Origin of the sequence: Agarivorans sp. OAG1 (genome assembly GCF_037076485.1) — a bacterium.
GTDB classification, from domain to species: Bacteria; Pseudomonadota; Gammaproteobacteria; order Enterobacterales; family Celerinatantimonadaceae; genus Agarivorans; species Agarivorans albus.
Genome location: NZ_AP028990.1, coordinates 4,002,555 through 4,026,493 on the forward strand (window position 1 = coordinate 4,002,555; position 23,939 = coordinate 4,026,493).

31 protein-coding genes are annotated in these 23,939 nt (G+C 44.5%); 16 read left to right on the top strand and 15 right to left on the bottom strand.

Annotation, left to right across the window (positions count from 1 at the left end):
- The first annotated feature begins 2 nt into the window (after positions 1-2).
- The 4 genes from OAG1_RS18140 to dolP are packed head-to-tail and all read left to right on the top strand — an operon-like array spanning position 3 to position 3,370.
- On the top strand, positions 3-1,862 hold the full coding sequence (locus OAG1_RS18140; protein WP_338622275.1) for a penicillin-binding protein activator: 1,860 nt from the start codon (positions 3-5) through the stop codon (positions 1,860-1,862).
- The gene (locus OAG1_RS18145) at positions 1,855-2,202 is read left to right on the top strand and encodes a YraN family protein (RefSeq protein ID WP_338622276.1); all 348 of its coding nucleotides are present in this window, start codon (positions 1,855-1,857) and stop codon (positions 2,200-2,202) included. The genes OAG1_RS18140 and OAG1_RS18145 overlap by 8 nt, the downstream gene beginning before the upstream one ends.
- A gap of 1 nt (position 2,203) precedes the next feature.
- Entirely contained in the window at positions 2,204-2,794 is a 591-nt protein-coding gene (locus tag OAG1_RS18150) for an SIS domain-containing protein (protein WP_016400769.1), read from the top strand.
- Positions 2,795-2,797: 3 nt separating this feature from the next.
- Positions 2,798-3,370 carry a division/outer membrane stress-associated lipid-binding lipoprotein gene (gene dolP / locus OAG1_RS18155; protein WP_152780615.1) on the top strand — a complete coding sequence of 191 codons (573 nt, stop codon included), beginning with the start codon at positions 2,798-2,800 and terminating at the stop codon, positions 3,368-3,370.
- A 42-nt stretch (positions 3,371-3,412) separates the two neighbouring features.
- Here the strand turns inward: dolP and OAG1_RS18160 are convergent, their stop codons facing one another.
- The 8 genes from OAG1_RS18160 to zapE form a co-directional block, all read right to left on the bottom strand.
- On the bottom strand, positions 3,413-3,817 hold the full coding sequence (locus OAG1_RS18160; protein ID WP_338622277.1) for a ClpXP protease specificity-enhancing factor: 405 nt from the start codon (positions 3,815-3,817) through the stop codon (positions 3,413-3,415).
- Positions 3,818-3,828: 11 nt separating this feature from the next.
- Positions 3,829-4,464, bottom strand: coding sequence for a stringent starvation protein SspA (gene sspA / locus OAG1_RS18165; RefSeq protein WP_016400766.1), 636 nt, complete (start codon positions 4,462-4,464; stop codon positions 3,829-3,831).
- Positions 4,465-4,550: 86 nt separating this feature from the next.
- Positions 4,551-5,285, bottom strand: coding sequence for a cytochrome c1 (locus tag OAG1_RS18170; protein ID WP_040306950.1), 735 nt, complete (start codon positions 5,283-5,285; stop codon positions 4,551-4,553).
- Complete coding sequence (locus OAG1_RS18175) at positions 5,285-6,496, bottom strand: cytochrome bc complex cytochrome b subunit (protein ID WP_016400764.1); 1,212 nt, start codon at positions 6,494-6,496, stop codon at positions 5,285-5,287. Before OAG1_RS18175 ends, OAG1_RS18170 begins: the two co-directional genes overlap by 1 nt.
- A 1-nt stretch (position 6,497) precedes the next feature.
- Positions 6,498-7,088 carry a ubiquinol-cytochrome c reductase iron-sulfur subunit gene (gene petA / locus OAG1_RS18180; RefSeq protein WP_016400763.1) on the bottom strand — a complete coding sequence of 197 codons (591 nt, stop codon included), beginning with the start codon at positions 7,086-7,088 and terminating at the stop codon, positions 6,498-6,500.
- 242 nt (positions 7,089-7,330) lie between these two features.
- Complete coding sequence (rpsI, locus tag OAG1_RS18185) at positions 7,331-7,723, bottom strand: 30S ribosomal protein S9 (protein WP_040306930.1); 393 nt, start codon at positions 7,721-7,723, stop codon at positions 7,331-7,333.
- A gap of 17 nt (positions 7,724-7,740) precedes the next feature.
- Positions 7,741-8,169, bottom strand: coding sequence for a 50S ribosomal protein L13 (gene rplM, locus OAG1_RS18190; protein WP_016400761.1), 429 nt, complete (start codon positions 8,167-8,169; stop codon positions 7,741-7,743).
- A 192-nt stretch (positions 8,170-8,361) separates the two neighbouring features.
- On the bottom strand, positions 8,362-9,477 hold the full coding sequence (gene zapE, locus OAG1_RS18195) for a cell division protein ZapE (RefSeq protein ID WP_338622278.1): 1,116 nt from the start codon (positions 9,475-9,477) through the stop codon (positions 8,362-8,364).
- A gap of 107 nt (positions 9,478-9,584) precedes the next feature.
- Here zapE and OAG1_RS18200 point away from each other — a divergent pair, with 107 nt between their 5' ends.
- The 3 genes from OAG1_RS18200 to degS all read left to right on the top strand — a co-directional run bounded on the left by OAG1_RS18200 (position 9,585) and on the right by degS (position 12,628).
- Positions 9,585-9,989: a YhcB family protein gene (locus OAG1_RS18200; protein ID WP_016400759.1), complete on the top strand. Its 405-nt coding sequence runs from the start codon at positions 9,585-9,587 to the stop codon at positions 9,987-9,989.
- Positions 9,990-10,068: 79 nt separating this feature from the next.
- Positions 10,069-11,436: a Do family serine endopeptidase gene (locus OAG1_RS18205; RefSeq protein ID WP_016400758.1), complete on the top strand. Its 1,368-nt coding sequence runs from the start codon at positions 10,069-10,071 to the stop codon at positions 11,434-11,436.
- A 97-nt stretch (positions 11,437-11,533) separates the two neighbouring features.
- Positions 11,534-12,628, top strand: coding sequence for an outer membrane-stress sensor serine endopeptidase DegS (gene degS / locus OAG1_RS18210; protein WP_221075990.1), 1,095 nt, complete (start codon positions 11,534-11,536; stop codon positions 12,626-12,628).
- On the opposite strand, the gene murA is transcribed toward degS, so the two are convergent.
- From murA to OAG1_RS18245, 7 genes are read right to left on the bottom strand one after another with little or no spacing between them, the layout of a single operon-like run.
- On the bottom strand, positions 12,612-13,877 hold the full coding sequence (murA, locus tag OAG1_RS18215; protein WP_338622279.1) for a UDP-N-acetylglucosamine 1-carboxyvinyltransferase: 1,266 nt from the start codon (positions 13,875-13,877) through the stop codon (positions 12,612-12,614). The genes degS and murA overlap by 17 nt on opposite strands.
- 15 nt (positions 13,878-13,892) lie before the next feature.
- The gene (locus OAG1_RS18220) at positions 13,893-14,147 is read right to left on the bottom strand and encodes a BolA family protein (RefSeq protein WP_016400755.1); all 255 of its coding nucleotides are present in this window, start codon (positions 14,145-14,147) and stop codon (positions 13,893-13,895) included.
- A 22-nt stretch (positions 14,148-14,169) separates the two neighbouring features.
- Positions 14,170-14,448 carry an STAS domain-containing protein gene (locus tag OAG1_RS18225; RefSeq protein ID WP_152780629.1) on the bottom strand — a complete coding sequence of 93 codons (279 nt, stop codon included), beginning with the start codon at positions 14,446-14,448 and terminating at the stop codon, positions 14,170-14,172.
- On the bottom strand, positions 14,445-15,086 hold the full coding sequence (locus tag OAG1_RS18230) for an ABC transporter substrate-binding protein (RefSeq protein WP_338622280.1): 642 nt from the start codon (positions 15,084-15,086) through the stop codon (positions 14,445-14,447). Before OAG1_RS18230 ends, OAG1_RS18225 begins: the two co-directional genes overlap by 4 nt.
- Before the next feature lies 1 nt (position 15,087).
- Positions 15,088-15,555 (bottom strand): outer membrane lipid asymmetry maintenance protein MlaD, encoded by a 468-nt coding sequence (gene mlaD, locus OAG1_RS18235; protein WP_016400752.1) that lies wholly within the window; start codon positions 15,553-15,555, stop codon positions 15,088-15,090.
- 14 nt (positions 15,556-15,569) lie between these two features.
- Positions 15,570-16,343 (bottom strand): lipid asymmetry maintenance ABC transporter permease subunit MlaE, encoded by a 774-nt coding sequence (gene mlaE / locus OAG1_RS18240; protein ID WP_215426357.1) that lies wholly within the window; start codon positions 16,341-16,343, stop codon positions 15,570-15,572.
- Entirely contained in the window at positions 16,343-17,143 is an 801-nt protein-coding gene (locus tag OAG1_RS18245; RefSeq protein ID WP_249483540.1) for an ATP-binding cassette domain-containing protein, read from the bottom strand. The genes mlaE and OAG1_RS18245 overlap by 1 nt, the downstream gene beginning before the upstream one ends.
- Before the next feature lie 147 nt (positions 17,144-17,290).
- Between OAG1_RS18245 and OAG1_RS18250 the strand changes: the two genes are divergently transcribed.
- The 9 genes from OAG1_RS18250 to ptsN are packed head-to-tail and all read left to right on the top strand — an operon-like array spanning position 17,291 to position 23,917.
- Positions 17,291-18,259 (top strand): calcium/sodium antiporter, encoded by a 969-nt coding sequence (locus OAG1_RS18250; RefSeq protein ID WP_338622281.1) that lies wholly within the window; start codon positions 17,291-17,293, stop codon positions 18,257-18,259.
- A gap of 39 nt (positions 18,260-18,298) precedes the next feature.
- On the top strand, positions 18,299-19,264 hold the full coding sequence (locus tag OAG1_RS18255) for a KpsF/GutQ family sugar-phosphate isomerase (RefSeq protein WP_249483538.1): 966 nt from the start codon (positions 18,299-18,301) through the stop codon (positions 19,262-19,264).
- Entirely contained in the window at positions 19,264-19,815 is a 552-nt protein-coding gene (gene kdsC / locus OAG1_RS18260) for a 3-deoxy-manno-octulosonate-8-phosphatase KdsC (protein WP_338622282.1), read from the top strand. The genes OAG1_RS18255 and kdsC overlap by 1 nt, the downstream gene beginning before the upstream one ends.
- Positions 19,812-20,369, top strand: a complete 558-nt coding sequence (gene lptC, locus OAG1_RS18265; protein ID WP_338622283.1) for an LPS export ABC transporter periplasmic protein LptC — start codon at positions 19,812-19,814, stop codon at positions 20,367-20,369. Before kdsC ends, lptC begins: the two co-directional genes overlap by 4 nt.
- Positions 20,370-20,394: 25 nt before the next feature.
- Positions 20,395-20,874 carry a lipopolysaccharide transport periplasmic protein LptA gene (gene lptA / locus OAG1_RS18270; protein ID WP_220720243.1) on the top strand — a complete coding sequence of 160 codons (480 nt, stop codon included), beginning with the start codon at positions 20,395-20,397 and terminating at the stop codon, positions 20,872-20,874.
- On the top strand, positions 20,874-21,599 hold the full coding sequence (lptB, locus tag OAG1_RS18275) for an LPS export ABC transporter ATP-binding protein (RefSeq protein WP_016400744.1): 726 nt from the start codon (positions 20,874-20,876) through the stop codon (positions 21,597-21,599). Before lptA ends, lptB begins: the two co-directional genes overlap by 1 nt.
- Before the next feature lie 52 nt (positions 21,600-21,651).
- Positions 21,652-23,154: an RNA polymerase factor sigma-54 gene (locus OAG1_RS18280; protein WP_338622284.1), complete on the top strand. Its 1,503-nt coding sequence runs from the start codon at positions 21,652-21,654 to the stop codon at positions 23,152-23,154.
- Between the two features lie 24 nt (positions 23,155-23,178).
- Positions 23,179-23,466: a ribosome hibernation promoting factor gene (hpf, locus tag OAG1_RS18285; protein ID WP_016400742.1), complete on the top strand. Its 288-nt coding sequence runs from the start codon at positions 23,179-23,181 to the stop codon at positions 23,464-23,466.
- Between the two features lie 7 nt (positions 23,467-23,473).
- Positions 23,474-23,917 (top strand): PTS IIA-like nitrogen regulatory protein PtsN, encoded by a 444-nt coding sequence (gene ptsN, locus OAG1_RS18290; protein ID WP_016400741.1) that lies wholly within the window; start codon positions 23,474-23,476, stop codon positions 23,915-23,917.
- Positions 23,918-23,939 lie beyond the last annotated feature (22 nt).

Here is a 23,939-nt window from a genome sequence, read left to right on the forward strand (position 1 = left end):
CCTTGAAACATAACCTGATCTCAGCGCTACGTTATCTCAGTTTAAGCCTTATGCTTTTGCTCGCAGCCTGTAGTAGTGGCCCAACCAAGCCGCCTATTGTTGCTATAGACCTTCCTTCAATTGCTGTTGCGCCTGAACATAATGCAGAGTTTTATTTGGATCAGGCTAGCATTGCGCCAGTAGAGCAAACCTTTGAATGGGAGCTCCTTGCAGCTAAGGCTTACTACCAACAAGGCATGTTCCAAGCTGGTGATGCTGTAACCACATCCTTAAATAAACAAGCAAACACGGTACAACGTGGGGCAGGCTTGCGCTTAGTAAGCGCCTACGCTTTAGAGCTTCAAGGTCAATATACTCCGGCTTTAGCATTGTTAGATTTTGACCCAGCTTGGCAACTACCCGATGATTATTGGTATGCCTACTTTCAAACCCGCGGCAACATTTATCAAAAACAAAATAATCCTTTAGCTGCCTCTGGCGCTTTTATCGAGTTAGACCGTTATCTATCAGAAGAAGCCCGAGAAGCAAACCATCAAACCATTTGGCAACTGCTTAAACCGCTTACCGCGTTTACTCTTCGCAGCTTTCAGCAGCCAGGTAATGAATTACGCAACGGCTGGTTAGAAATTGTTGCGATAAGTAACGAACCCAAGCAATCACCGGAGAAACTGGTTGCTAAGCTACAAACTTGGAAAACCGAATATCCAGCTCACCCAGCGCTAGATTATGTAGCTGGTGACCTAGCGAAAGCGCTAAGCATTACTCCTTATACGCCACAAAAAGTTGCAGTTTTACTGCCGTTAAGTGGTAAATACCAAAATAACGGTTTGGCGGTAAAAGACGGTTTAGTATCTGCATTCTTAGATAGCCAAACGGAGTTTTCCAGTGATACTGAATTGGTGTTTTACGATACCCAATCCCAAGCAATGGAAACGCTCTATCCTCAACTTGAGCAAGACCAAATCGATTTCATCGTTGGGCCGCTATTAAAATCGCAGTTACGCAGTTTGTTAAGCCTTGCACCAACCCAACCGGTGTTCGCTCTTAACGATGTGCAAGCTGGTGAACAGGAGCAACAGTTCTTCTTCCCACTCTCGCCTGAGGATGAAGCCAAACAAGCCGCTCAGTTTATGGCGCAACGTGAAGAGCAAAATCCCCTACTGTTAGCCCCACAAAGCAGCTTGGGCAAGCGCATGGCTGAGTCATTTACAGAAGAATGGCAAACCCTTTCTAGCTCTCCTGTAGATGTTATCTACTACGCTAACCGCAACGATCTACAGCGCGCAGTACGTAAATTGCTGCATACCGATATGAGCCAGCAGCGTATTAGCCAGTTCAAGCAGATTTTGGGACAGGATTTAGAAGCTGAAGTTCGCTCTAGAAGCGATGCTAATTCTCTGTATTTAGTGGGCAACAATACAGAAACCAAGCTGATTAAGGCGTTTATTGATGTAACCGTAAGCCCATTTGCAGTAAGCCCACGCTTATATGCCAGCTCGCGCAGCTACGACAAAAATGATGAAACCAGCGAAAACGAGTTAGACGGCATTTACATCAGTGAGATGCCTTGGATATTAGAGCAACAATCGGTAAATGCGATTCGCCATCAGCAGCTTTGGCCTAGCTCTTCAGACTCGCAGAAACGTTTGTACGCTCTAGGTTATGATGCCTACTCGCTAATTAGTCAACTAGCTCAAATGCGCGGCTATTCAGACTATCAGCTAAATGGTTTAACCGGAAAGCTTAGTGTTAACCTACAAGGTTTAGTGATACGACAACTTACGTGGACTCAATATAAAGATGGCCAACTGGTTCCCTTGGAAATCCAAGCTAACACGCTTCAAGACCAAGATATTGAATAAAGGGCAAGCTGCAGAGCAGCAAGCGGCTAGTTATCTGAGCAAGCAGGGTTTACAGCTGATTGAGCAAAACTATCACTGCCGCCGCGGCGAGATAGACCTAATTTGCAAACAGGGCGATACCTGGGTTTTTGTGGAAGTAAAATACCGCAAAAGCCTTAGCCATGGCGGAGCAGCTGCAGCGGTCGACCAGCACAAAATGCACCGTATACTGCTTAGCGCACAACACTATTTACAACAAAAAAATTTGAACCAATTTGATACTGCAATGCGTTTTGATGTTGTTGCTATTCAAGAGCAAGCACCTTACCTAGAATGGTTTCAGAACGCGTTTGGGGAATAACATGCAAGAACGAATCAAAGAAATATTTAGAGAAAGCATACAAACCAAGATTGCCGCTGCAGAAGCACTACCCGATGCGATCGAAAAAGCTACAGTGATCATCGCTCAAGCATTGCTCAACGGTAACAAACTGCTCATTGCAGGCAATAGCGCAGGAGCGGCGCTTGCTCAGCAGTTTTCAGCTAACTTGGTTAACCGCTTTGATACCGAACGCCCAAGCCTTCCTGCTCTGGCACTTAGCACCGACAGCTCAGTGCTAAGTGCCATTGCGAATGATTACTCCTTTGACGAAGTGTTTGCCAAACAAATTCGTGCACTAGGTCAGCAAGGCGATGTACTCGTTGCCATCTCCGATTCAGGCAACTGTCGCAACGTAATTAAAGCCATGGAAGCGGCAGTAAACCGCGACATGACAATTATTGCGCTAACCGGAAAAGATGGCGGTGAAATGGCCGGTCTGCTTAGCGAGCAAGACGTTGAAATTAGAGTGCCAGGTGAACAGAGCGTACGCATTAACGAAGTACACTTACTGGCCTTAAACAGTTTATGTGATTTAGTAGACCGTACGTTGTTTCCCCAACAGGAGGATTAAAGGATGTTACGTATCATCACCGTTGTTGTTTTGGCAGGGCTACTACAAGCTTGTGCTGGAGCAGTTGTAGTGGGTGCCGGAGTAGCAGCAGGTGCAGCAACAGATAGGCGCACCATAGGCACTCAATTTGATGACCAAACTATAGAACTCCAAGCACTTAGCGAACTGGGCAAAGAAGAGAGTATTTGGCGAGAGAGCAAGCTATCGGTGGTTGCGCTTAACGGCAGAGTACTGGTCATTGGCCAAACTCCGAATCAAGAATATTTCAACAAAATAACTCAAGTTGTCCGCGATGTAAGTGGTGTACAACAAGTGCTAAACGAAGTACGCATCAAAGCCCCTGTATCTTTAGGTGTACGTAGCAATGACTCTTGGATTACCACCAAAATCAAATTTAAGATCTACGAAGACAGCAAGCTTCCACCTGGTAAGATAAAAGTCATTACCGAAGACAGTGAAGTATTTCTTATTGGGTTTGTTACCGCAGAAGAAGAACGCTTAGCGATTGATATTGCCCGCCACGAGACCGGCGTAGCCAAAGTAATTAAAGTATTTGAGCTGATAGAAGCCAGCTAACAAATTTAAAGCAGATACAAAAAAGCGCCTTTCGGCGCTTTTTTATTTTACTATGGTGAGTGTCGGCTTCTTAGGAGTTTCCTCTTTCACCGAAACATCTTCAGGCTGGCTCTCGAGCTCTTCCACTTGCTCGTAAGCAGCTTCTGGCTCAAACACGGTACCTGCACCATTTTCTCGGGCATAAATCGCGACAACGGCTGCCATAGGCACATAAACCTGAAACGGTTTACCACCAAAGCGTGCGCTAAAACTTACGTGCTGTAAGTCCATATTAAAGGCCGCAATCGCCGACGGAGCTATGTTTAGAACAATCTGTCCATCATTAACAAATTGGCTGGGCACGGTCACGTTAGCTTGGGTAGCATCCACCACCAAGTGAGGAGTCAACTCGTTGTCTAACAACCAATCAAAAAAGGCCTTAAGCAAATAAGGCCTATTTGGGGTCATCTCTTCACTCATTAACCTAAAAACCCATCGCGAATTTCACGCTCTGCATCGGTCAGTGAAGCTTGGAAAGATTCACGATCAAATACACGGATCATATAAGATTTGATTTCTTTAGAACCCGCACCTTCAAGCTCGATGCCTAAAGTAGGTAAACGCCACAGTAGTGGTGCTAAGTAGCAATCTACTAAGCTGAATTCTTCACTCATAAAGTAAGGCATTTCAGCAAAAACCGGTGCAATACTTAACAGACTTTCTGTTAATTGCTTACGTGCAGCCTCGGCGTTCTCACCTTTTTCAATTTGCGCAACCAAGGTGTACCAGTCGTTTTTGATGCGGTGCATCATAAGGCGGCTTGAACCACGCGACACAGGATAAACCGGCATTAGCGGTGGGTGAGGAAAACGCTCGTCTAAGTATTCCATGATGATCTGCGATTGGTACAACACCAATTCACGATCAACTAAGGTTGGAACAGAGCTGTACGGATTCAAATCAATTAAGTCTTCCGGTAAGTTGTCCGGATCTACCTGATTAATTTCTACGCTGACGCCTTTCTCAGCCAAAACGATACGTACCTGATGACTATATAAGTCGTTAGCACCAGAGTATAGCGTCATTACCGAACGCTTGTTGGCAGCTACAGCCATTGAATCCTCCAAAAACCATCTAAAATAAATACACAAACGGCAACAGCATAAATGCTATTGCCGATAATTAAATACTAGCTCAAGACTTAGTGTACGTCGCGCCAGTATTCTTTCTTCAATAGATAACTAATAATGAAGAAAATGAATAAGAAACCAAGCACCCAGTAACCAAGACGTTTACGCTCTAGCTGAATAGGTTCAGCAGAGTAAACTAAAAAGTTAACAAGGTCTAAAACAGCGTGGTCATACTCATCATCGCTCATCTCACCGCTGCCATCTGATTGGATGCCAACGTAGATTTGCTGATCTTCACCATCAATCATTCTTGTTTCATAAACCGCGTTTGGCACACCTTGCAACTCTTGCAATACGTGTGGCATACCTACACTTGGGAATACTTTGTTATTCACCCCAAATGGACGCGTCTCATCAACATAAAATGAACGTAAGTAGGTATATACCCAATCAGCTCCACGAACTCGAGCTACTAAAGTTAAATCTGGAGCTGGCGCACCAAACCACTTAGCAGCGTCTTTTTCTTGGATGGCATTTTGCATCAATTCACCTGGTTTTACCCCGGTAAAAATCAAGTTTTCTTCCATTAACTTAATTGGAATACCTAAATCTTCTGCTACACGATTATAACGCTGGTATTGAGCACTATGACAGCCAAAACAGTAATTCATAAACAACTTCGCGCCGTTTTGTAACGAAGCTTTATCACTTAAGTCATAGTTCGCTTTGTCTAAAGGAACGGTCGAACCAGCGGCAAACGCCAAGCTAGGAACCAGCAACGCGAATGCTAAAAAAATATTTTTCATCATTTGGTCACCCTTTCTGGAACTGGCTTAGTTTTCTCGTTTTTACTGTAAATCCACAGTAGTAGGAAATAACCAAAGTAACCAACAGTTGCGATACGTGCGATCCAAGTTAATAGGTCGGTTGAAGGTAAAGCACCTAGCACCCCTAGAATCACAAAACATATAACAAACTGAGCGATGTTAAGCTTATGTATGACGCTACGGTAGCGAATTGACTTCACTTTACAGCGGTCTAACCACGGTAATACAAATAACACCGCAATAGATGCGCCCATCATCACTACACCCAGTAACTTATCGGGTACCGCACGCAAAATTGCGTAGAAAGGTGTGAAATACCAAACCGGTGCAATATGTTCTGGCGTTTTAAGCGGGTTAGCTGCTTCAAAGTTTGGCGGCTCTAGGAAGAACCCTCCACCTTCTGGGAAGAAGAACATCACCCAACAGAAGAAGAACAAGAAGCCAACAATGGCGGCTAAATCTTTAACCGTAAAATAAGGGTGGAAAGGAATACCATCCTTCGGCCAACCATTCTCATCTTTGTTAGCTTTAATCTCGATACCATCTGGGTTGTTAGAGCCTACTTCATGCAACGCTACAATGTGTAAGAACACCAACATTACCAACACCAGAGGCAATGCAATAACATGCAAAGCGAAGAAGCGGTTTAAGGTTGCACCAGAGATAACATAGTCACCACGGATCCACAGGGTTAGGTCATCACCAATTACCGGAATAGCCCCAAACAGTGAAATAATTACCTGCGCGCCCCAATAAGACATTTGTCCCCAAGGAAGCAAGTAACCCATGAATGCTTCGGCCATCAATACCAAGAAAATTAACATCCCGAACAACCAAATCAGTTCGCGAGGTTTTTGGTAAGAGCCGTAAATCAAGCCACGATACATGTGCAAGTAAATCACCACAAAGAAGGCTGACGCCCCAGTGGAATGCATGTAACGCAGTAGCCAACCATATTCCACATCACGCATGATGTATTCAATAGAGGCAAATGCTCCATCACCTGATGGGTTATAGTTCATAGTTAGCCAAATACCTGTAAGGATTTGGTTAACTAATACCACCATGGCAATAAAGCCAAAAATATACCAAAAGTTAAAGTTTTTTGGTGTTGGGTATTGGCCCACGTGTTTATTGTAGGTCTTGGTCAACGGGATCCGTTCATCGATCCAACCGATAAGTGCCTTCATCTTATGCCTCTCCCTGGTCCAAGCCGACCAAAATGGTGGTTTCATCAACATAGTGATGCGGAGGAACAACCAAGTTTAGTGGTGCAGGTACACTTTGGAATACTCGTCCGGCCATATCAAACTTCGAACCATGACAGGGACAGAAGAATCCATATTCAACACCTTGAACTTGCTCAGCAAAGCTGCCAGGTAAATAGGTGGGTGAACAGCCAAGGTGAGTACATAAGCCCACACCTACAAACAACTCAGGTTTGATTGAGCGGTGTACATTGACTGTGTAATCGGGTTGTTGAGGCTCCTCGGAATCAGGATCACGCAACCTATCACCAATGGTGTTTAGGTTATCTAGAACTGATTGAGGACGGTTAACCACCCAAACAGGTTTACCACGCCATTCAACACGTAGTAATTGTCCAGGTTCTATTTTGCTAATATCCACTTCTACCGGTGCTCCAGCTGCTTTAGCTTTGGCACTCGGATTCCATGAACTGATAAAAGGTACTGCGGCAAACGTAGCTCCTACACCACCGACAACAGCTGTTGTCCAGGTTAGGAAGCGACGGCGGCCAGCATCGACAGGAGCGTTGCTCATCCAATGTCTCTCCGGTAAGGATCCGCGCAATTATTGTAATTTTCCTTGCGGCATGCTGCACAAGGTAGCGTTTTTCTGCTACTGGTAGCGTTTACTTGCTACTACATTATTGCAGGTAAATGCGAACAAAATAGTAATAAAAAACACACAAATTGACAAGGGAAATCAAGGTTTTTAACCTTTTAGAATAAAGAAAAGCCCGGCATAGCCGAGCTTTTTTGTAACACGAATGTGTATAGCAATTAACGTTTAGAGAATTGCGGACGACGACGTGCTTTACGTAGACCAACTTTCTTACGCTCAACTTTACGCGCATCACGGGTAACGAAACCAGCTTTACGTAACTCAGGACGTAGACTTTCGTCGTATTCCATAAGAGCACGAGTGATACCGTGACGGATAGCACCAGCTTGACCAGTTGTACCACCACCTTTTACGGTAACTAGTAGGTCAACTTTTTCTAACAATTCAGTTAGTTCAAGTGGTTGACGAACTACCATACGAGCAGTTTCACGGCCAAAGTAAACGTCCAAAGTACGGTTGTTTACAGTGATGTTACCACTACCTGCTTTTAAAAATACGCGAGCAGTAGAGCTTTTGCGACGGCCAGTGCCGTAGTATTGATTCTCAGCCATTATTCAAATTCCGTAACTTAAATGTCTAATACTTGTGGTTGCTGAGCCGCATGAGTGTGCTCAGGTCCAGCGAATACTTTCAGTTTACGGAACATTGCACGGCCTAGAGGACCTTTTGGCAACATACCTTTCACTGCAGACTGGATAACACGCTCAGGAGCTTTTTCGATTAACTTTTCAAAGCTAATTGATTTTAAGCCACCTGGGTAACCAGTGTGCGAGTGGTAAATTTTACCTTTCGCTTTGTTGCCTGTTACGGCTACTTTCTCAGCGTTAATTACGATGATGTAATCACCAGTATCAACGTGAGGAGTATATTCAGCTTTATGCTTACCGCGTAGGCGAGAAGCGATTTCAGTTGCGATACGACCCAGAGTTTTACCATCTGCATCTACAACGTACCAGTCGCGTTTAACGCTGTCTGGCTTGGCTACAAAAGTTTTCATTTGTATATATAACCCAAAATAACTGTTACACATGTGTTTGTGATAATCACAAACGTGAAAGTAGCCACTCATAGTATCCCTTCGAATACGGAGTAAGCTGGATTGTTAGTATCACCAAATCGGTGACATGTAACGTGGGGTGGCAAGATTATAGGGGAAGTACAAAAAAAAACCACCCCTAATTAAGATTATTTAAGGTAAGTGCTCTCTTTCCAAGTATTCATGAGACTGCATTTCTTGTAAGCGAGAAAAACAACGTTCAAATTCAAAACTCAACCGCCCACCTTGATAGAGTTTTTCTAAGGGCACTTCAGCAGCAATAATTAAAGTAACGTTTCGCTCATAAAATTCATCAATTAAAGCAATAAAGCGCCGAGCGGCATCATCATTTTTAGCGCCCATTGCCACTACACCCGATAACAACACTGTGTGATAAAGCCTTGCTAGTTCGATGTAATCCAGCTGGCTCCTCGCCCCTTCACACAACTCACTAAATTCAACGTGTAACACACTATCGGCTTCATTCACAAAATTAATCATCCGCTGATTAATTTCAATCTGACCTAGTGCTTGGCGCGGTTCGTTAGACAGTTGCAAAAAGTACTGGGCTAAGTTTTGCTCCGCTTGTTGATCTAAGGGGTAATGATAAATCTCTGCCTCATTAAGGGTCCGCATTCGATAATCACTGCCGCCATCTACATTGATAATTTGGCAATGTTGTTGAATCAACTTTATGGTTGGCACAAAGCGTTGGCGCTGCAAACCATTTCGGTACAAATCTTCAGGCGGTATGTTTGAGGTAGCAACAAGAGTTACTCCCCGTTCAAACAAAGCTTCGAATAGCGTTCCCAAAATCATTGCATCGGTAATGTCTGAAACAAAAAACTCATCAAAGCAGATAACCTCCGCCTCTTTATATAAACGATCTGCCACGACCTCTAAGGGATTAGTTTGGGCAGTTAAGCTTTTTAACTCTTGATGCACCCGCTGCATAAAACGGTGGAAATGTACTCGCATTTTACGTTGCTGGGGTAAGCAGTTAAAAAAAGTGTCCATGAGGTAGGTTTTTCCTCGGCCAACTCCTCCCCACATGTAAAGCCCTTGAACAGGAGACTTAGTGGATACATCTGCATTGGAAAATCGACTTTTTAACTTGGAAAAAAAAGATGAAGGAGCTGCAGCGGAAGTGGGTCTTTCGTTCAACTGATCAAATACACGTTGTAGTTGAGTAACGGCAAATGCCTGAGCATTGTCTTTTATAAAATCATGAGCTTGCAGATCTTGCTCGTATTGTTGCTGTGGAGTCATCCTTTCCCTATTCCCAGAACCCGCTAAAATTAGTCGAAAATTGATAGTACCATGTGAAAGCATTCTCAAGTATATTGAAAGTTCATCAAGACCAACAAAGGAATAATATGAGCGCAATTAGCAGTATGATTTTTCTTCTTATTGGTGTCGCTATTGGCTTCTTCCTTAGTCGTATAGCATCAAAGCCGGTTGGTAGCGATGCCAATATGAAGCAAGAACTCGAACAAAATAAAGCTGAGCTAGACAGTTATAAAGAGCAAGTTCAAGAGCACTTTGCAACCAGTGCTCAGCTACTTGAAGACATGGCCAAGCAATACCAAGGCATATACGAACATATGGCCAGCCAGTCAAAATCATTAATCAGTGAAGACGTAGCTCAACCGCAGCTATTTGCTGATTATCAAGAAAAATTAGAGCTAGACGAAACGGTTGAATCAAGCGAAGCTCAACCTAAAGATTACTCTAATCAACCATCTGGTTTATTTACCGAAGCTCAGCGTAAAGCTAGCTAAATCATTGAACTTTTTAAACTAAGCAGGGTCATTAAGATCCTGCTTTTTTATAATGACATGTATTTATTGAGGTATTTAGATGAGTGTTTCCACTAAGAAATTTGTCATTGTATTGTTGTCACTGTTTCTTGGCATCAATACCTTCCAAGCTCACGCTGCCCTGCCATTCTCAGTGGGTGGCGAAGAACTTCCCAGCTTAGCCCCAGTGCTTGAACAAGCCACCCCCGCGGTGGTTAATATCTCTGTTGCTGGCACAAAGGTTTCTCAACAGCAACTTCCAGAATTGTTTAAATACTTCTTCGGCCCAGAAGGTAATCCAGGTAACGCCGAACAAGAGCGCCCCTTTCAAGGTCTAGGTTCTGGTGTGGTAGTTGATGCGAAAAAGGGCTACGTAATCACCAATTACCATGTGATTCACGAAGCTGACGAGATTGTTGTCACCCTCAAAGATGGCCGCACCTTTGAAGCGGAAGTGTTGGGTAGTGATCGTCATACCGATATCGCATTGCTGCAAATAGAAGCCGATGAACTAGTCGATATTAAGCTGGCAGATTCTGATGAGCTTCGTGTAGGTGATTTTACTGTCGCTATTGGTAACCCTTTTGGCCTAGGGCAAACCGTAACCTCCGGCATAGTGAGTGCATTGGGGCGGAGTGGTTTAAACATTGAAAACCTAGAAAACTTCATTCAAACCGATGCTGCGATTAATAGTGGTAACTCAGGTGGCGCCTTAATCAACTTACGCGGTGAGCTAATTGGCATCAACACCGCAATTATTGCGCCTAACGGTGGCAACATCGGTATTGGATTCGCCATCCCCAGTAACATGGTGCGTAACCTAGCGGATCAAATAATCGAGTTCGGCGAAGTACGTCGCGGCGTGCTGGGTGTAACCGGTGGAGAGCTTAACAGTGATTTAGCCAAGGCTTTTGGCACCGACTCGCAACATGGCGCGTTTGTAAACCAAGTTATGCAAGGTTCAGCGGCCGATAAAGCCGGCATTGAGCCAGGCGACATCATCATTGCCGTTGATGATAAAAAGGTGAAAAGCTTTGCTGAACTGCGTGCCAAAATTGGCACCATGGGCGCAGGTAAAACCATTAAAATTGGCGCAATCAGAGATGGTAAACCTATCGATTTTAAAGTGACCTTACAGCAGGCAGAAGAGCAAAACATTAATGCCAAAGTAATGCACCCTGCCCTTGAAGGCGCAAGTTTGAGCTCTACCGGTAAAGACGCCGACATATCAGGCGTGCGAGTCAATAAAGTTGCGCGTAACTCTAAAGCCTTTGCTAACGGCCTAGAAGAAGGCGATATCATTATTGGCATCAACAAAATTCGCATCACTAGTATCGCTGATTTGCGCGCCCTCTTGGAAACCGAGCCCAAGGTACTAGCCGTAAATATTCAACGTGGTGATGAAAACCTCTACCGAATCATTCAATAGATTGAGATGATTAACAATAAAGGCGACTTATTAGTCGCCTTTTCTTTTGTCTCCAGAATCTGCGTGCTATGCTGAGAACCTAGCTGGAGAAGAACAATTGTTAGCTATAATCAAGTATTTACTCAAGCCCGCTTTTTTTGGATTAGCAATAGCACTGGGCATTTTGTTTGCGTTTCCGGAATTTCGTGAAAACAGTAAGCAACTGCTCGATGACTATACCGATACACCGCTAGTTAGCTACGCACAAGCGTCTAGGCGCGCGGCGCCCGCAGTGGTAAATATTTATACCCGCAGTTTCTTACAATCTTATGTGAATGTAGACACTCAACTCGAGTCTCAAGGTTTAGGCTCTGGCGTTATTATGTCTAAACAAGGTTTTGTATTAACCAACCTTCACGTTATTGCCAACTCCGATCAAATTGTTATCGCCTTACAAGATGGCCGGGTGTTTAATGCCGATTTAGTGGGTGGCGACATGATCACCGACCTCGCGGTGTTAAAGATTGAAGCCTCTCCAGATCTCCCTGTTATTCCGCAAAATGACCAATTGGCGACACAGGTTGGTGATGTAGTGTTGGCAATTGGTAACCCATACAACGTAGGCCAAACCATTACCCAAGGCATTATTAGTGCTGCTGGACGCAGCGGTATGAGCTCAACCGGTCGCCAAGACTTTTTACAAACCGATGCAGCCATTAACCGTGGTAATTCTGGTGGCGCTTTGGTGAATACTCGTGGTGAGTTAGTGGGAATTAACACCTCTGCCTATCACTTAAACGACGCAGCTGATACTTACGGGATTAGTTTTGCTATTCCTTATGTATTAGCCAAAAAAATCATGCAGGGGCTAATTAAAGACGGCACCATAGTACGTGGTTATCTAGGCTTAGACGGGCAAAAAATTACGCCTTTACTTGCCTCTCGCTTAAAGCTAAATGAAACCCGCGGGGTAATTGTGAGTGGGCTTGATCCAAGCGGCCCAGCTGGTAAAGCAGGTATTCAAGCAAATGACATATTGGTGAGCATTGCTGGGACAGATATTGAGTCAATCAAACAGGCCATGGATATTGTGGCGGAAACGCGCCCAGGCTCGGAGATTATGGTTCGCCTATATAGAAACGGGGAACTACTTGAGCTCCCCGTTAAAATTACTGAGTTAAAACTGCCTACTCGACCTACGAGCGGTCGTTAAAACGAGTAATTTTTGCGCCTAGGTTGGCAAACTTGGTTTCGATATTTTGATAACCGCGGTCAATATGGTAAATCCGGTCAACTACGGTTTCGCCTTCAGCTACCAATGCGGCAATCACTAAGCTAGCAGAGGCACGTAAATCTGTCGCCATTACCTGCGCGCCAGTTAAGTGCTCTGAATGCTTACAAATAGCAGTATTGCCTTCTAACTCAATTTCCGCCCCCATACGCATTAACTCTGGCACGTGCATAAAGCGGTTTTCGAAGATAGTCTCCGTCACATGCCCGGTACCTTCAGCAACAATGTTTAACACGGTAAACTGTGCTTGCATATCGGTAGGGAATGCTGGATGAGGTGCAGTTTTCACGTTTACGGCTTTAAGCTGACAGCCTTGCATATCAACTTCAATCCAGTCTTTACCAGTAGTAACCTTAGCGCCCGCTTCTTCCAACTTAGAAAGCACCGATTCCATTAAACCTGGATCGGTATGGGTACAACGCACTTTACCACCCGTTACCGCAGCACCCACCAAGTAAGTACCAGTTTCTATGCGGTCGGGTAAAACACTGTATTCGCCACTGTGTAAGCTCTCTACGCCATTAATTACAATGGTGTCGCTACCAGCACCTTTAATGTCGGCACCTAAGGTATTCAAGAAATCGGCTAGGTCAACCACTTCAGGTTCGCGAGCGGCGTTTTCAATAATGGTTTCGCCCTCAGCCAGCGCAGCAGCCATCATTAAGTTTTCAGTACCGGTTACACTCACCATGTCCATAAAGATGCGAGCACCTTTTAAACGGCCATCTACGCGAGCTTTAACATAACCATCTTCCACACTCATGTTAGCTTGCATAAGCTCTAGGCCATGAATATGTAAATTAACTGGGCGCGCACCAATGGCACAACCGCCAGGTAGCGATACATCGGCTTCTCCATAACGCGCCACTAATGGCCCTAAGGCCATAATAGAAGCTCGCATGGTTTTAACTAATTCATAAGGAGCAACAAAATCATTGGCTTTGCCCGCTTTAACAATAACGGTTTCGCCCTTAACTTCTACTTCGCGCCCAAGATGCTCAAGCATCTTACAGGTAGTGCCAATGTCTCTTAACTGAGGAACATTGTGTAGAGTAACTTGCTCTTCACATAATAAGGTTGCAAAAAGGATTGGCAGAGCCGCGTTTTTTGCCCCCGAGATAGCCACTTCACCCTCTAGGCGGCAGCCACCTTCAATTCTAAACTTATCCACTAAAACTCCTAAAGACTACAATTGGCCAAACTTCTGTTGCTTTTGCCATTCATCAGGAGTGAACGCTTTTATTCCTAAAGCGTGAATCTCATTACTCGCAATGTACTCTTTCAGTGGTGCATAAACCGCTTGTTGTTTTTTAACTCGCGATAAATCCGTAAACATTGCACCAACAGCAACAACTTGAAAGTGATTACCTTCACCACTAACTTGCACATGCTCTAACTCAAGCGCTTGCGATAAAATTTCTTCGATTTGTTCTGGTTGCATAATTCGCTCCGCGTTAAGTGCGTTAATCTTCAAAGTGCAGCAAGCTGTCTAACTCATAGAGTTTAAATAACAACTTGGCTTGTTCAGGACAGTGCTTAATTAATAAGCGCTTACTGGGTTCCGGTTTTAAGGCGGTGATAATAGCGGCTATTCCTGCAGAGTCAATCCGCTTGAGCTTGGCAAGATCTAATTCTTGAGCTTGGCAAGTCAGCAATTCGTTCCACTTAAGTGCAACTTGTTGGCTATCCCAATCTCCGCTAAGCGATAAACACTGCTGCTCAACGCTCAATTCTGCCTTCATGACTTAGACTCATTAGCCGCAAAGTTTTTGTCTTGTAGCAGCTTAATAACTCCATCAATACCATTGGCACGAATCAGGCTATCCATCTCAGATTGTTTTGTTGAAAGTAAACTAACACCCTCTGCGATGAGATCGTAAGCCAGCCAACGGTCGGGACTGTCAGGTGTTTTGTTCTTAAGCTTACGGAATTTAAACTCCAACTTGATCGGTGGACGTTCACCATCAACAAATTGCGCTTTAACGCCAACTTTAGATTTCCCTTCTACAGAGCGTTCTGGCTCAATATTTACTTGTTGTTGCTTGTATTGACCCAAAGCTTGAGTGTAAGTGCTTACCAAATATTCTTTAAAAGCGGCCGTAAACTCTACCCGTTGCGGCTTAGTCGTTTTTTTTATTTGCTTACCTAACACTACAAAAGAGGCGTAGCGATAGTCGATGTGCGGCATTAACTGTTCGCGCACAATATCTTCAATTTGCTGAGCAGAATCCGCGGCGTCTCGATCAACTTCAGCCAAGCGACTAAAGGTTTGCTCAGCCACATAGCTCATCAAGCGATAGGGGTTTTCGTTTACTTGTTCAGCTAAAGCATTAACACTAAACAGCAGTGTTACTACCAACATCAAGCGTCTTATAAACATGCTATTTCTCCGTTATAGAAAACAGGAATTGCCCAATTAGTTCTTCAAGTACTAACGCCGATTTGGTGTCTTCGATCACATCACCGTCATTCAGCTCTTCAATGTCATCCAATACAAAACCCGGTGTCAGACCAATATATTGTTCACCTAACAGGCCGGCTGTAAGAATGGATAATGAACTGGTCTCGGGGTAAAAACCATATTGACGATACATGCTTAAGGTGACTTTTGGCATGTAATCCTCAGTATCAAGGTGAATCTTCTCTACACGACCAACAACCACACCACCAACTTTCACTGGCGAGCGTGCTTTTAGCCCGCCGATATTGTCGAACTTAGCATACAAGGTGTAGGTATCGGTGTTTTTACCTAATTGGCTATCAGCTATTTTAAGTGACAAAATCAGTAAGGCTGCAATGCCCAGCAATACAAACAAACCAACCGACAATTCTAATTTATTTACTTTCATGTTATTCCCTAAACCTAGCTGCCAAACATCAAGGCGGTTAGTACAAAATCCAAGGCTAAAACCAACAAAGAGGCGTGCACTACGCTGCGTGTAGTCGCTTGGCTAATTCCCTGAGCGCTTGGCATCGCATCGTAGCCATTAAATAACGCCACCCAAACTACTGTTATAGCAAACACCGCGCTTTTAATAATGCCATTGCCAATATCTTGACCAAATTCTATTGAAGCTGCGGTAATTGACCAAAAGCTGCCGTTATCCACACCAAGCCACTCAACACCAACCAAAAATCCGCCCCATATGCCTACCAAATTAAACATTAAAGTAAGCAAGGGCATGGCAATAAAACCAGCCCATAAACGTGGAGCGATCACCCGTTTAAGTGGATCAACGGCCATCATTTCCATGCTAGAGAGTTGTTCGGTGGTTTTCATCAAACCTATTTCGGCTGTTAACGCTGAGCCAGCTCGACCTGCAAACAACAATGCAGTGACCACTGGGCCAAGCTCGCGTAACAGCGATAACGCCACCATAGGACCAAGACTGGTCTCGGCGCCAAAATCTACCAAAATGTGGTAGCCCTGTAGAGCGAGTACCATGCCAATAAACAGACCGGAAACCACAATAATAGGCAGAGACTGCACACCTACTACGTAAATCTGGCGGATAGTATCTTTAAGTAATTGTTTGCTAGGTAAACATAGTAGAGCATGCCAAAGCATTAAGCTGGCACGGCCTAGTGCACCAATACGTAATAAGGTGTTGCGGCCTAAGGCTGCAATAGCATCAATCATAAACTCGCCTTTAATGCTTGCGCGTAATCTTCAGCAGGATAGTGAAATGCCGCGGGCCCATCAGCCTGACCTTGCAGGAATTGGGCTAATCGAGGGTCAGGGTTATTAGCAATCTCTTCAACCGTCCCTTGTGCTAGAACACTGTGACCATCAATAACAAAGACATAATCAGCGATACTTAGCACCTCATTCACGTCATGAGAAACGATGACTGATGTGAGTTGCAAACTTTGATTCAAGCCTTGAATAAGCTTAATCAGTACGCCCATCGAGATAGGATCTTGACCAACAAAGGGTTCATCATAAAGAATAATTTCTGGCTCTAAAGCAATCGCTCGAGCGAGCGCCACACGACGCGCCATACCACCAGATAAATCGCCAGGCATTAACTCGGCTGTTCCGCGTAGGCCTACTGCCTGCAATTTCATCAACACTAAGTTACGCAGCACTGGCTCGGGTAGCTTGGTATGTTCACGCAGTGGAAAAGCAACATTTTCAAAAACGTTAAGGTCGCTAAATAAAGCGCCACTTTGAAACAACATGCCAATACGTTTACGCAACTTGAACAAATCACTGCGCTTTAGTTGATGAACATCTTGACCATCAATCAGCACTTGGCCAGCAGTCGGCTTTAGCTGACCACCAATTAATTTAAGTAGTGTTGTTTTGCCAATTCCACTAGGCCCCATAATGGCTGTCACTTTGCCGGTTGGGATATGTAGGTCCAAGCCATCAAAAATGACTTTATCACCGCGCTGAAACGCCAGTTGTTTTACTTCAATCAAACTATCTGCCACTCCGTGAGCAATCTTGATTGGCCAAGGCAGACATATTATTGAGATAATTGCTTACACTCAAGGCTAAACTCTTCCCTTTTACCGGGAAAATGCCGACAATGCCTCGATTTTTTTGCATCGCGGATATTTTTTAATTTAAGGACTTGCATGCTAGTTGAATGTTTATTGTTAATTGTTGGCTTAGCATTATTGGTATGGAGTGCCGACCGTTTTGTTTTTGGTGCGGCTGCTATCGCCAATAATTTTGGTTTATCACCAATGATTATTGGCTTAACCATTGTGGCCTTAGGCTCGTCGGCGCCCGAAATTATGGTTTCTGCCACCGCATCTTTAGAAGGCAAAATGAATACCGCGGTGGGTAATGTCATTGGCTCTAATATTACCAACATTACCTTGGTTCTAGGTTTAACTGCGCTGCTCAAACCCTTACTGGTATCTTCTTCTACTCTGTTTAGAGAATTACCGATGGTGTTAGGTGCTACCGCAGTAGCGGGCTGGGTATTACACGACCAACAACTGGGTTACCTTGAAGGGGTTGTTCTACTTACCTTATTTATAGCGCTTATGGCCTACTTAATCGTTAACTCCCTACGCCAACGTAGTAGCAACACCGTAGACCCAATGGTTGAGGAAGCAGAATCGGAAGTCCCCAATGACGTACCAACTGGTAAAGCATTGTTTTGGTTAGCGGTAGGTATGGTGGTGCTACCTCTTAGCGCTGACTTATTAGTGGGCTCGGCCTCCGAAATTGCCCGCTACTTTGGTATGAGTGACCTCGTTATCGGCTTAACCATTATTGCCATCGGCACCAGTTTGCCAGAGCTAGCTGCTTGTATCGCAGGCGTGATAAAAAAAGAAGACGATTTGGTTTTAGGCAACATTATTGGTTCTAACCTTTTCAATATTTTGGCTGTATTGGCTGTACCTGCCATGTTGGCGCCAGGTCCTATCGACGCCAACGCAGCGGGCCGCGATTTTTATGTGATGATGGGTGTAACCGTGGTGCTGTTTGTCATGGCCATGGGTTTTGGTAAAAGCCGTAAGATTTCTCGTTGGGAAGGCGGCTTATTGTTAAGCGGCTTCATAGGCTACCAAATGCTATTATTCTTAGCATAAGCCGCTGTTGTCACTAATTTTAAAACTAAGGGGAAGTGAGTGTCATTTGATTACATCGCTGTTGCTAAGCGAGTACTAGAAATTGAAAGCTTAGGTATTGATAACCTTCACCAATATATCGACCAAGAATTTGCGGCTGCCTGCGAGATGATACTGGCCTGTAAGGGTAAAGTTATCCTCACAGGCATGGGTAAATCGGGTCATATCGCTAACAAAATTGCAGCCACCCTAGCATCTACTGGTACACCGGCTTTTTTTGTCCATCCTGGCGAAGCCTGCCATGGTGACTTAGGCATGATCGCCGCCGACGATATCGTATTAGCTTTGTCTAACTCAGGTGAATCTGAAGAAATATTGTCTCTTTACCCGGTGTTTAACCGCATTGGTGTGCGCTCGATTGCCATGACTAGCAACCCCAACTCATCCATGGCAAAGCAGGCCAACTATCACTTGTGCATCTCGGTGCCACGTGAAGCCTGCCCCTTAGGGCTAGCACCAACAGCAAGCTCTACAGCTACCTTGGTAATGGGCGATGCTCTAGCAGTTGCTTTATTAGAAGCTCGTGGCTTTACAGCCGATGACTTTGCCCTGTCCCACCCAGGCGGAACCTTGGGCAAAAAACTGCTACTAAGTGTGAGCGACTTAATGCTAACTGGGGAACAAATTCCACTAGTAACAGTCGAACAAACTATTCGCGAAGCGCTATTCGAAATCACAGCCAAAGGTTTAGGCATGGTGGGAGTACTTGATTCCAAGCAGCAGCTGGCAGGCATTTTTACCGATGGCGACTTGCGTCGTATCCTTGATCAGCGCATCGATATTCACGATACCCAAATTGGCCAAGTGATGACGCAAAACCCCAAAGTAATTGACAACAATTGGCTAGCCTTTGATGCCTTAAAGTTAATGAAAACCAAGTCAATTAACGGTTTGTTTGTGCTAAACAACAAAGCCGTTGTGGGTGCATTTAATATGCATACCTTATTACAAGCCGGAGTTTACTAGTGACAATTAACACGCCCTATGGCGCGGTAAGCCAAAGCAATTTTGACGCGGCAGCAACAATTAAACTTTTAGTTTGCGATGTAGACGGGGTTTTCTCAGACGGTCGCATTTATATGGGCAATGACGGAGAAGAACTTAAAGCCTTTCATACCCACGACGGATTTGGCATTAAAGCGCTACTGAATATCGGCGTCGAAGTCGCTATCATCACCGGCCGCCAATCTAATATTGTGCAACAGCGTATGCAGGCTTTAGGAATTACTCGTATCTACCAAGGCCAACAAGACAAACTCGTCGCCTACCAGCAAATGCTTGAACAATTGTCATTAGCTTCTGAAAACGTAGCCTATATTGGCGATGATGTGGTCGACACCCCAGTAATGCGCGCCTGTGGTTTAGGTGTAGCCGTGCAAGATGCTCATCCCTTGTGTAAACAAAGTGCCAACTTTATCACCCAAACCCGTGGCGGTTTTGGTGCGGTTCGAGAGCTTTGCGATCTAATACTGCAAGCAAAAGGCGAGCTTGATAATGCCCAAGGTATGAGTGTATGAATCGCCCAACTTGGTTCTTTGCAGGCTTATTTCTCCTAGCCTTGGTGCTGTGGCAGCTTAGTCCTTCGGAAACTAAGCAGCTAAGTGCTAAACGCGAAGCCAGCAAACCAAACTTTGTTGCCGAAAAGCTCTACAGCGTGAGTTTTGGCGAAGATGGTAGCCCGCGCTATCGGATCTACGCTGAGGAAATGGAGTTTTTTGAACAACTTAAGCACACAACTTTTGCTCAACCAAAGATCTTAGTGTACCCAGATCCAAGCCAACCTGTATGGCAAATTGTGGCCGATCACGCTACAGTACAGCAGCAGCAAAACGTCATTTTAAATGACAATGTAGTAATTAAAAATTTAAGCCGTGGCGAGTATGTTCGCGACTTAATAACCGAAAAATTGGAGATCGACCTGCAAACAGAAACCATGAGCAGCGATCAACCTGTTACCGTTTATGGCCCTTCATACGAACTGTATGGCGTTGGCATGGACGGTGATTTAGCCAACGAAATAGTGACTTTATTAGATGATATCGAAGCGGTTTACCACAACCCACAAGAGTAAGTTAGCAATTGCAGCTAGCTTGTTTATGTTTTCTTGGGGTTCACAAGCACTAGAAGACGACTTCAACAAACAAATTATTGTTGATGCTGACCGCCAGCAGGTCAATATCAAAGAAAACCGAGTCACCTTTTACAATAATGTTGTGGTGACTCAAGGCTCGATTAAAATGCACGCCGAAGAGCTAAGCGTTATTGGTAGTGAAGAAAAAGGCAGCGAAGTTATGATTGCTAAAGGCGAACCCGCAACGTTTTATCAATTACTTGATAGCGGCAAGCCAATTGAAGCTGAAGCGAACGAAGTGCGCTACGACTTAAAAACCCAAACGCTAACACTCACTACCAATGCTCAACTCAAACAAGAAGAGAGCTTGGTAAAAGGTAAAATGATCAAATACAGCATCAACAAACAAGAAATGGTGGCACAAGGCGACGAAAACAGCCGTGTAACTACTATTTTCCTACCGCAGCAACTTGACGAACTAACGCCCAAGGAAGACCAGCAATAATGAGTACCCTAATTGCTGAAAACCTAGCCAAAGCCTACAAGGGCCGTAAGGTAGTCAAAAACGTTAGTCTAAATGTAGAAACCGGTAAAATTGTTGGCTTGTTAGGTCCAAACGGCGCTGGCAAAACAACTACTTTTTACATGGTGGTGGGTTTGGTGCCTCGTGACCAAGGCCGCATCCTCATCGATGATGACGATATTTCTAGTACAGCGATGCATACCCGCGCACGCAAAGGCATTGGCTACCTTCCGCAAGAAGCGTCTATCTTTCGCCGCTTATCTGTGGAGAAGAACATTCTCGCCGTATTAGAGACCCGAAAAGACCTCGATAAAGAGCAACAAATTGGTGCATTAGACGACCTTCTTGAAGAGTTTCACATTGGCCATATTCGCAAAAACCTAGGCATGAGCTTGTCAGGTGGTGAACGCCGAAGAGTTGAGATTGCTCGAGCGCTAGCCGCCGCACCTAAGTTTATTTTGCTTGACGAACCCTTCGCAGGGGTAGATCCTATTTCTGTTATCGATATTAAAAAGATCATTGAACATCTACGTGATCGCGGTCTAGGTGTACTAATTACCGACCACAATGTTCGAGAAACTCTCGATGTTTGTGAGCATGCCTATATCGTTAGCCAAGGCGAATTGATAGCCTCAGGAAAGCCAGAAGAAATTCTCGAAAACGAACATGTGAAACGAGTTTATCTCGGAGAACAATTCAAGCTATAGTTAAAGTGCAAGTTTAAAAAAAGACAATAAGAAGAAGGAACAGCGGTAGTTAATGAAAGCATCTTTGCAGTTGCGTCTTGGTCAGCAGTTAACCATGACCCCCCAGTTACAACAGGCCATTCGCTTACTCCAGCTTTCAACACTGGATTTACAGCAAGAGATTCAAGAGGCTCTGGAAAGTAACCCTCTGCTTGAGGCGGATGAGTCTCACGCCAGTGATAGTGACGCAACCGACGCTAAATCTGCCAACGAGAAGTCTACCGAGGCCGAATCCACTGCTGACATAGACAACAGTCAAATTGAAGCAGGCGATGCCATTAATCAAGAAACTGTTTCTGACGACCTTCCTGTTGACTCTACTTGGGACGATATCTACAGCGCCAGTTCTGCCCCAGCCAGCTCATCTGGCAGCGCGGTTAGCGATGACAACGATATGTTGTTTCAGGGCGAAACTGTCGACTCTTTACAAGACCACTTATTGTGGCAAATGCAACTCACTCCATTTAGTGAAGTAGACCAAGCTATTGCTTTAGCCATTATTGATGCAGTAGATGAATCGGGCTACCTCACCCAAGACTGTGAGCAGCTACTAGAGGGCTTACGTTCAAGCGATAACAATGACTTAGATGTAGAGCTAGATGAAGTAGAAGCAGTACTTAAACGCATCCAACATTTCGACCCTGTTGGTATTGCGGCTCGCTCACTGCAGGAGTGCCTACTGATTCAACTAAGCCGTTTTGTTGAAGATACACCTTGGCTAAATGAAGCCAAAGATGTAGTTTCAAATCATATTGATGTATTGGCTAATCGCGATTTTCGTCTATTAGCCCGCAAAACCAAACTTAAAGAAGACCAGTTACGCGAAGTCATGCGTTTGATTCATACGCTTGAACCTCGACCTGGTAACGCGGTTGAGCCTAATCAAGCCCAGTATGTTATTCCGGATGTATCGGTTGTAAAACGCCAAGGCCGCTGGGTTGTAGAGCTCAACCCAGATGCAATGCCTAAGTTGCGTGTTAACTCCCACTATGCATCTTTAAGTAAAACCTCTACCAACGCTAACGATACCCAGTTTATTCGTAGCCACTTACAAGAAGCCAAGTGGTTTATTAAAAGTATCGAGAGCCGAAATGAAACCCTATTAAAAGTATCCAACTGCATTGTTCATCATCAACAGGCGTTTTTTGAATATGGCGAAGAAGCCATGAAGCCAATGGTACTGAACGATGTAGCAGAAGCTGTAGAAATGCATGAATCCACTATTTCCCGGGTAACCACCCAAAAATTCATGCACACACCTCGCGGCATCTTCGAACTTAAATATTTCTTTTCTAGCCATGTGGCTACCGATGGCGGGGGTGAGTGTTCGTCAACCGCTATTCGTGCATTAATCAAGAAACTGGTAGCTGCCGAAAATACCAGTAAACCACTCAGCGACAGCAAAATTGCTGATATTTTGGCAGATCAGGGGATCAAGGTGGCAAGACGTACGATCGCTAAATATCGTGAGTCTTTAGCAATTCCACCTTCTAACCAACGTAAGAGCCTTATCTAAGGCCACTAAAAGGGGAAGATATCTATGCAAATTAACCTTACTGGACACCACGTAGAAATAACTGAATCTTTGAAAGAATATGTCCACACCAAGTTTGCCAAACTCACCCGACGATTCGATCAGATCAATAACGTTCACGTCATCCTCAACGTAGAAAAACTGAACCAAATTGCTGAAGCCACATTACATTTAAACGGCGGCGAAGTATTTGCAACCTCTGAGCATTCTGACATGTATGCCGCCATCGACAGCCTGATTGATAAACTTGATCGCCAAGTCATCAAACATAAAGAAAAACTTAACAAACGTTAGCCCCCCCATGCAACTAAATAAAGTACTTAGCTTGGACTGCACCCAAAGTGCAGTTCAATGCTCTTCAAAAAAACGCGCCCTAGAAATAGTGAGCGAACTGGCTGCCAAACAGCTTGATACCACTACCCAATGCATTTTTGAAAGCTTGTTAAATCGAGAAAAAATGGGCAGTACAGGTATTGGCCAAGGCATCGCTATTCCTCATGGCCGTATCGACAACCAGCATCAAGCCACAGCGGTTTTCTTGCGTTGCGATCCCCCTATTTCCTTCGATGCAATAGATAACAAGCCAGTAGACTTGGTATTTGCATTACTAGTACCCGAAGATCAATGTAAGCAACATCTTAATACTCTTGCTCAAGTAGCTGAAAAACTTAACGATAAGCAAATATGTAAACAACTTCGTTGTGCACAAAGTGATGACGAATTGTACGACATCATGGTAGCCTAATACTCTAATCAGCCTTAGGGAT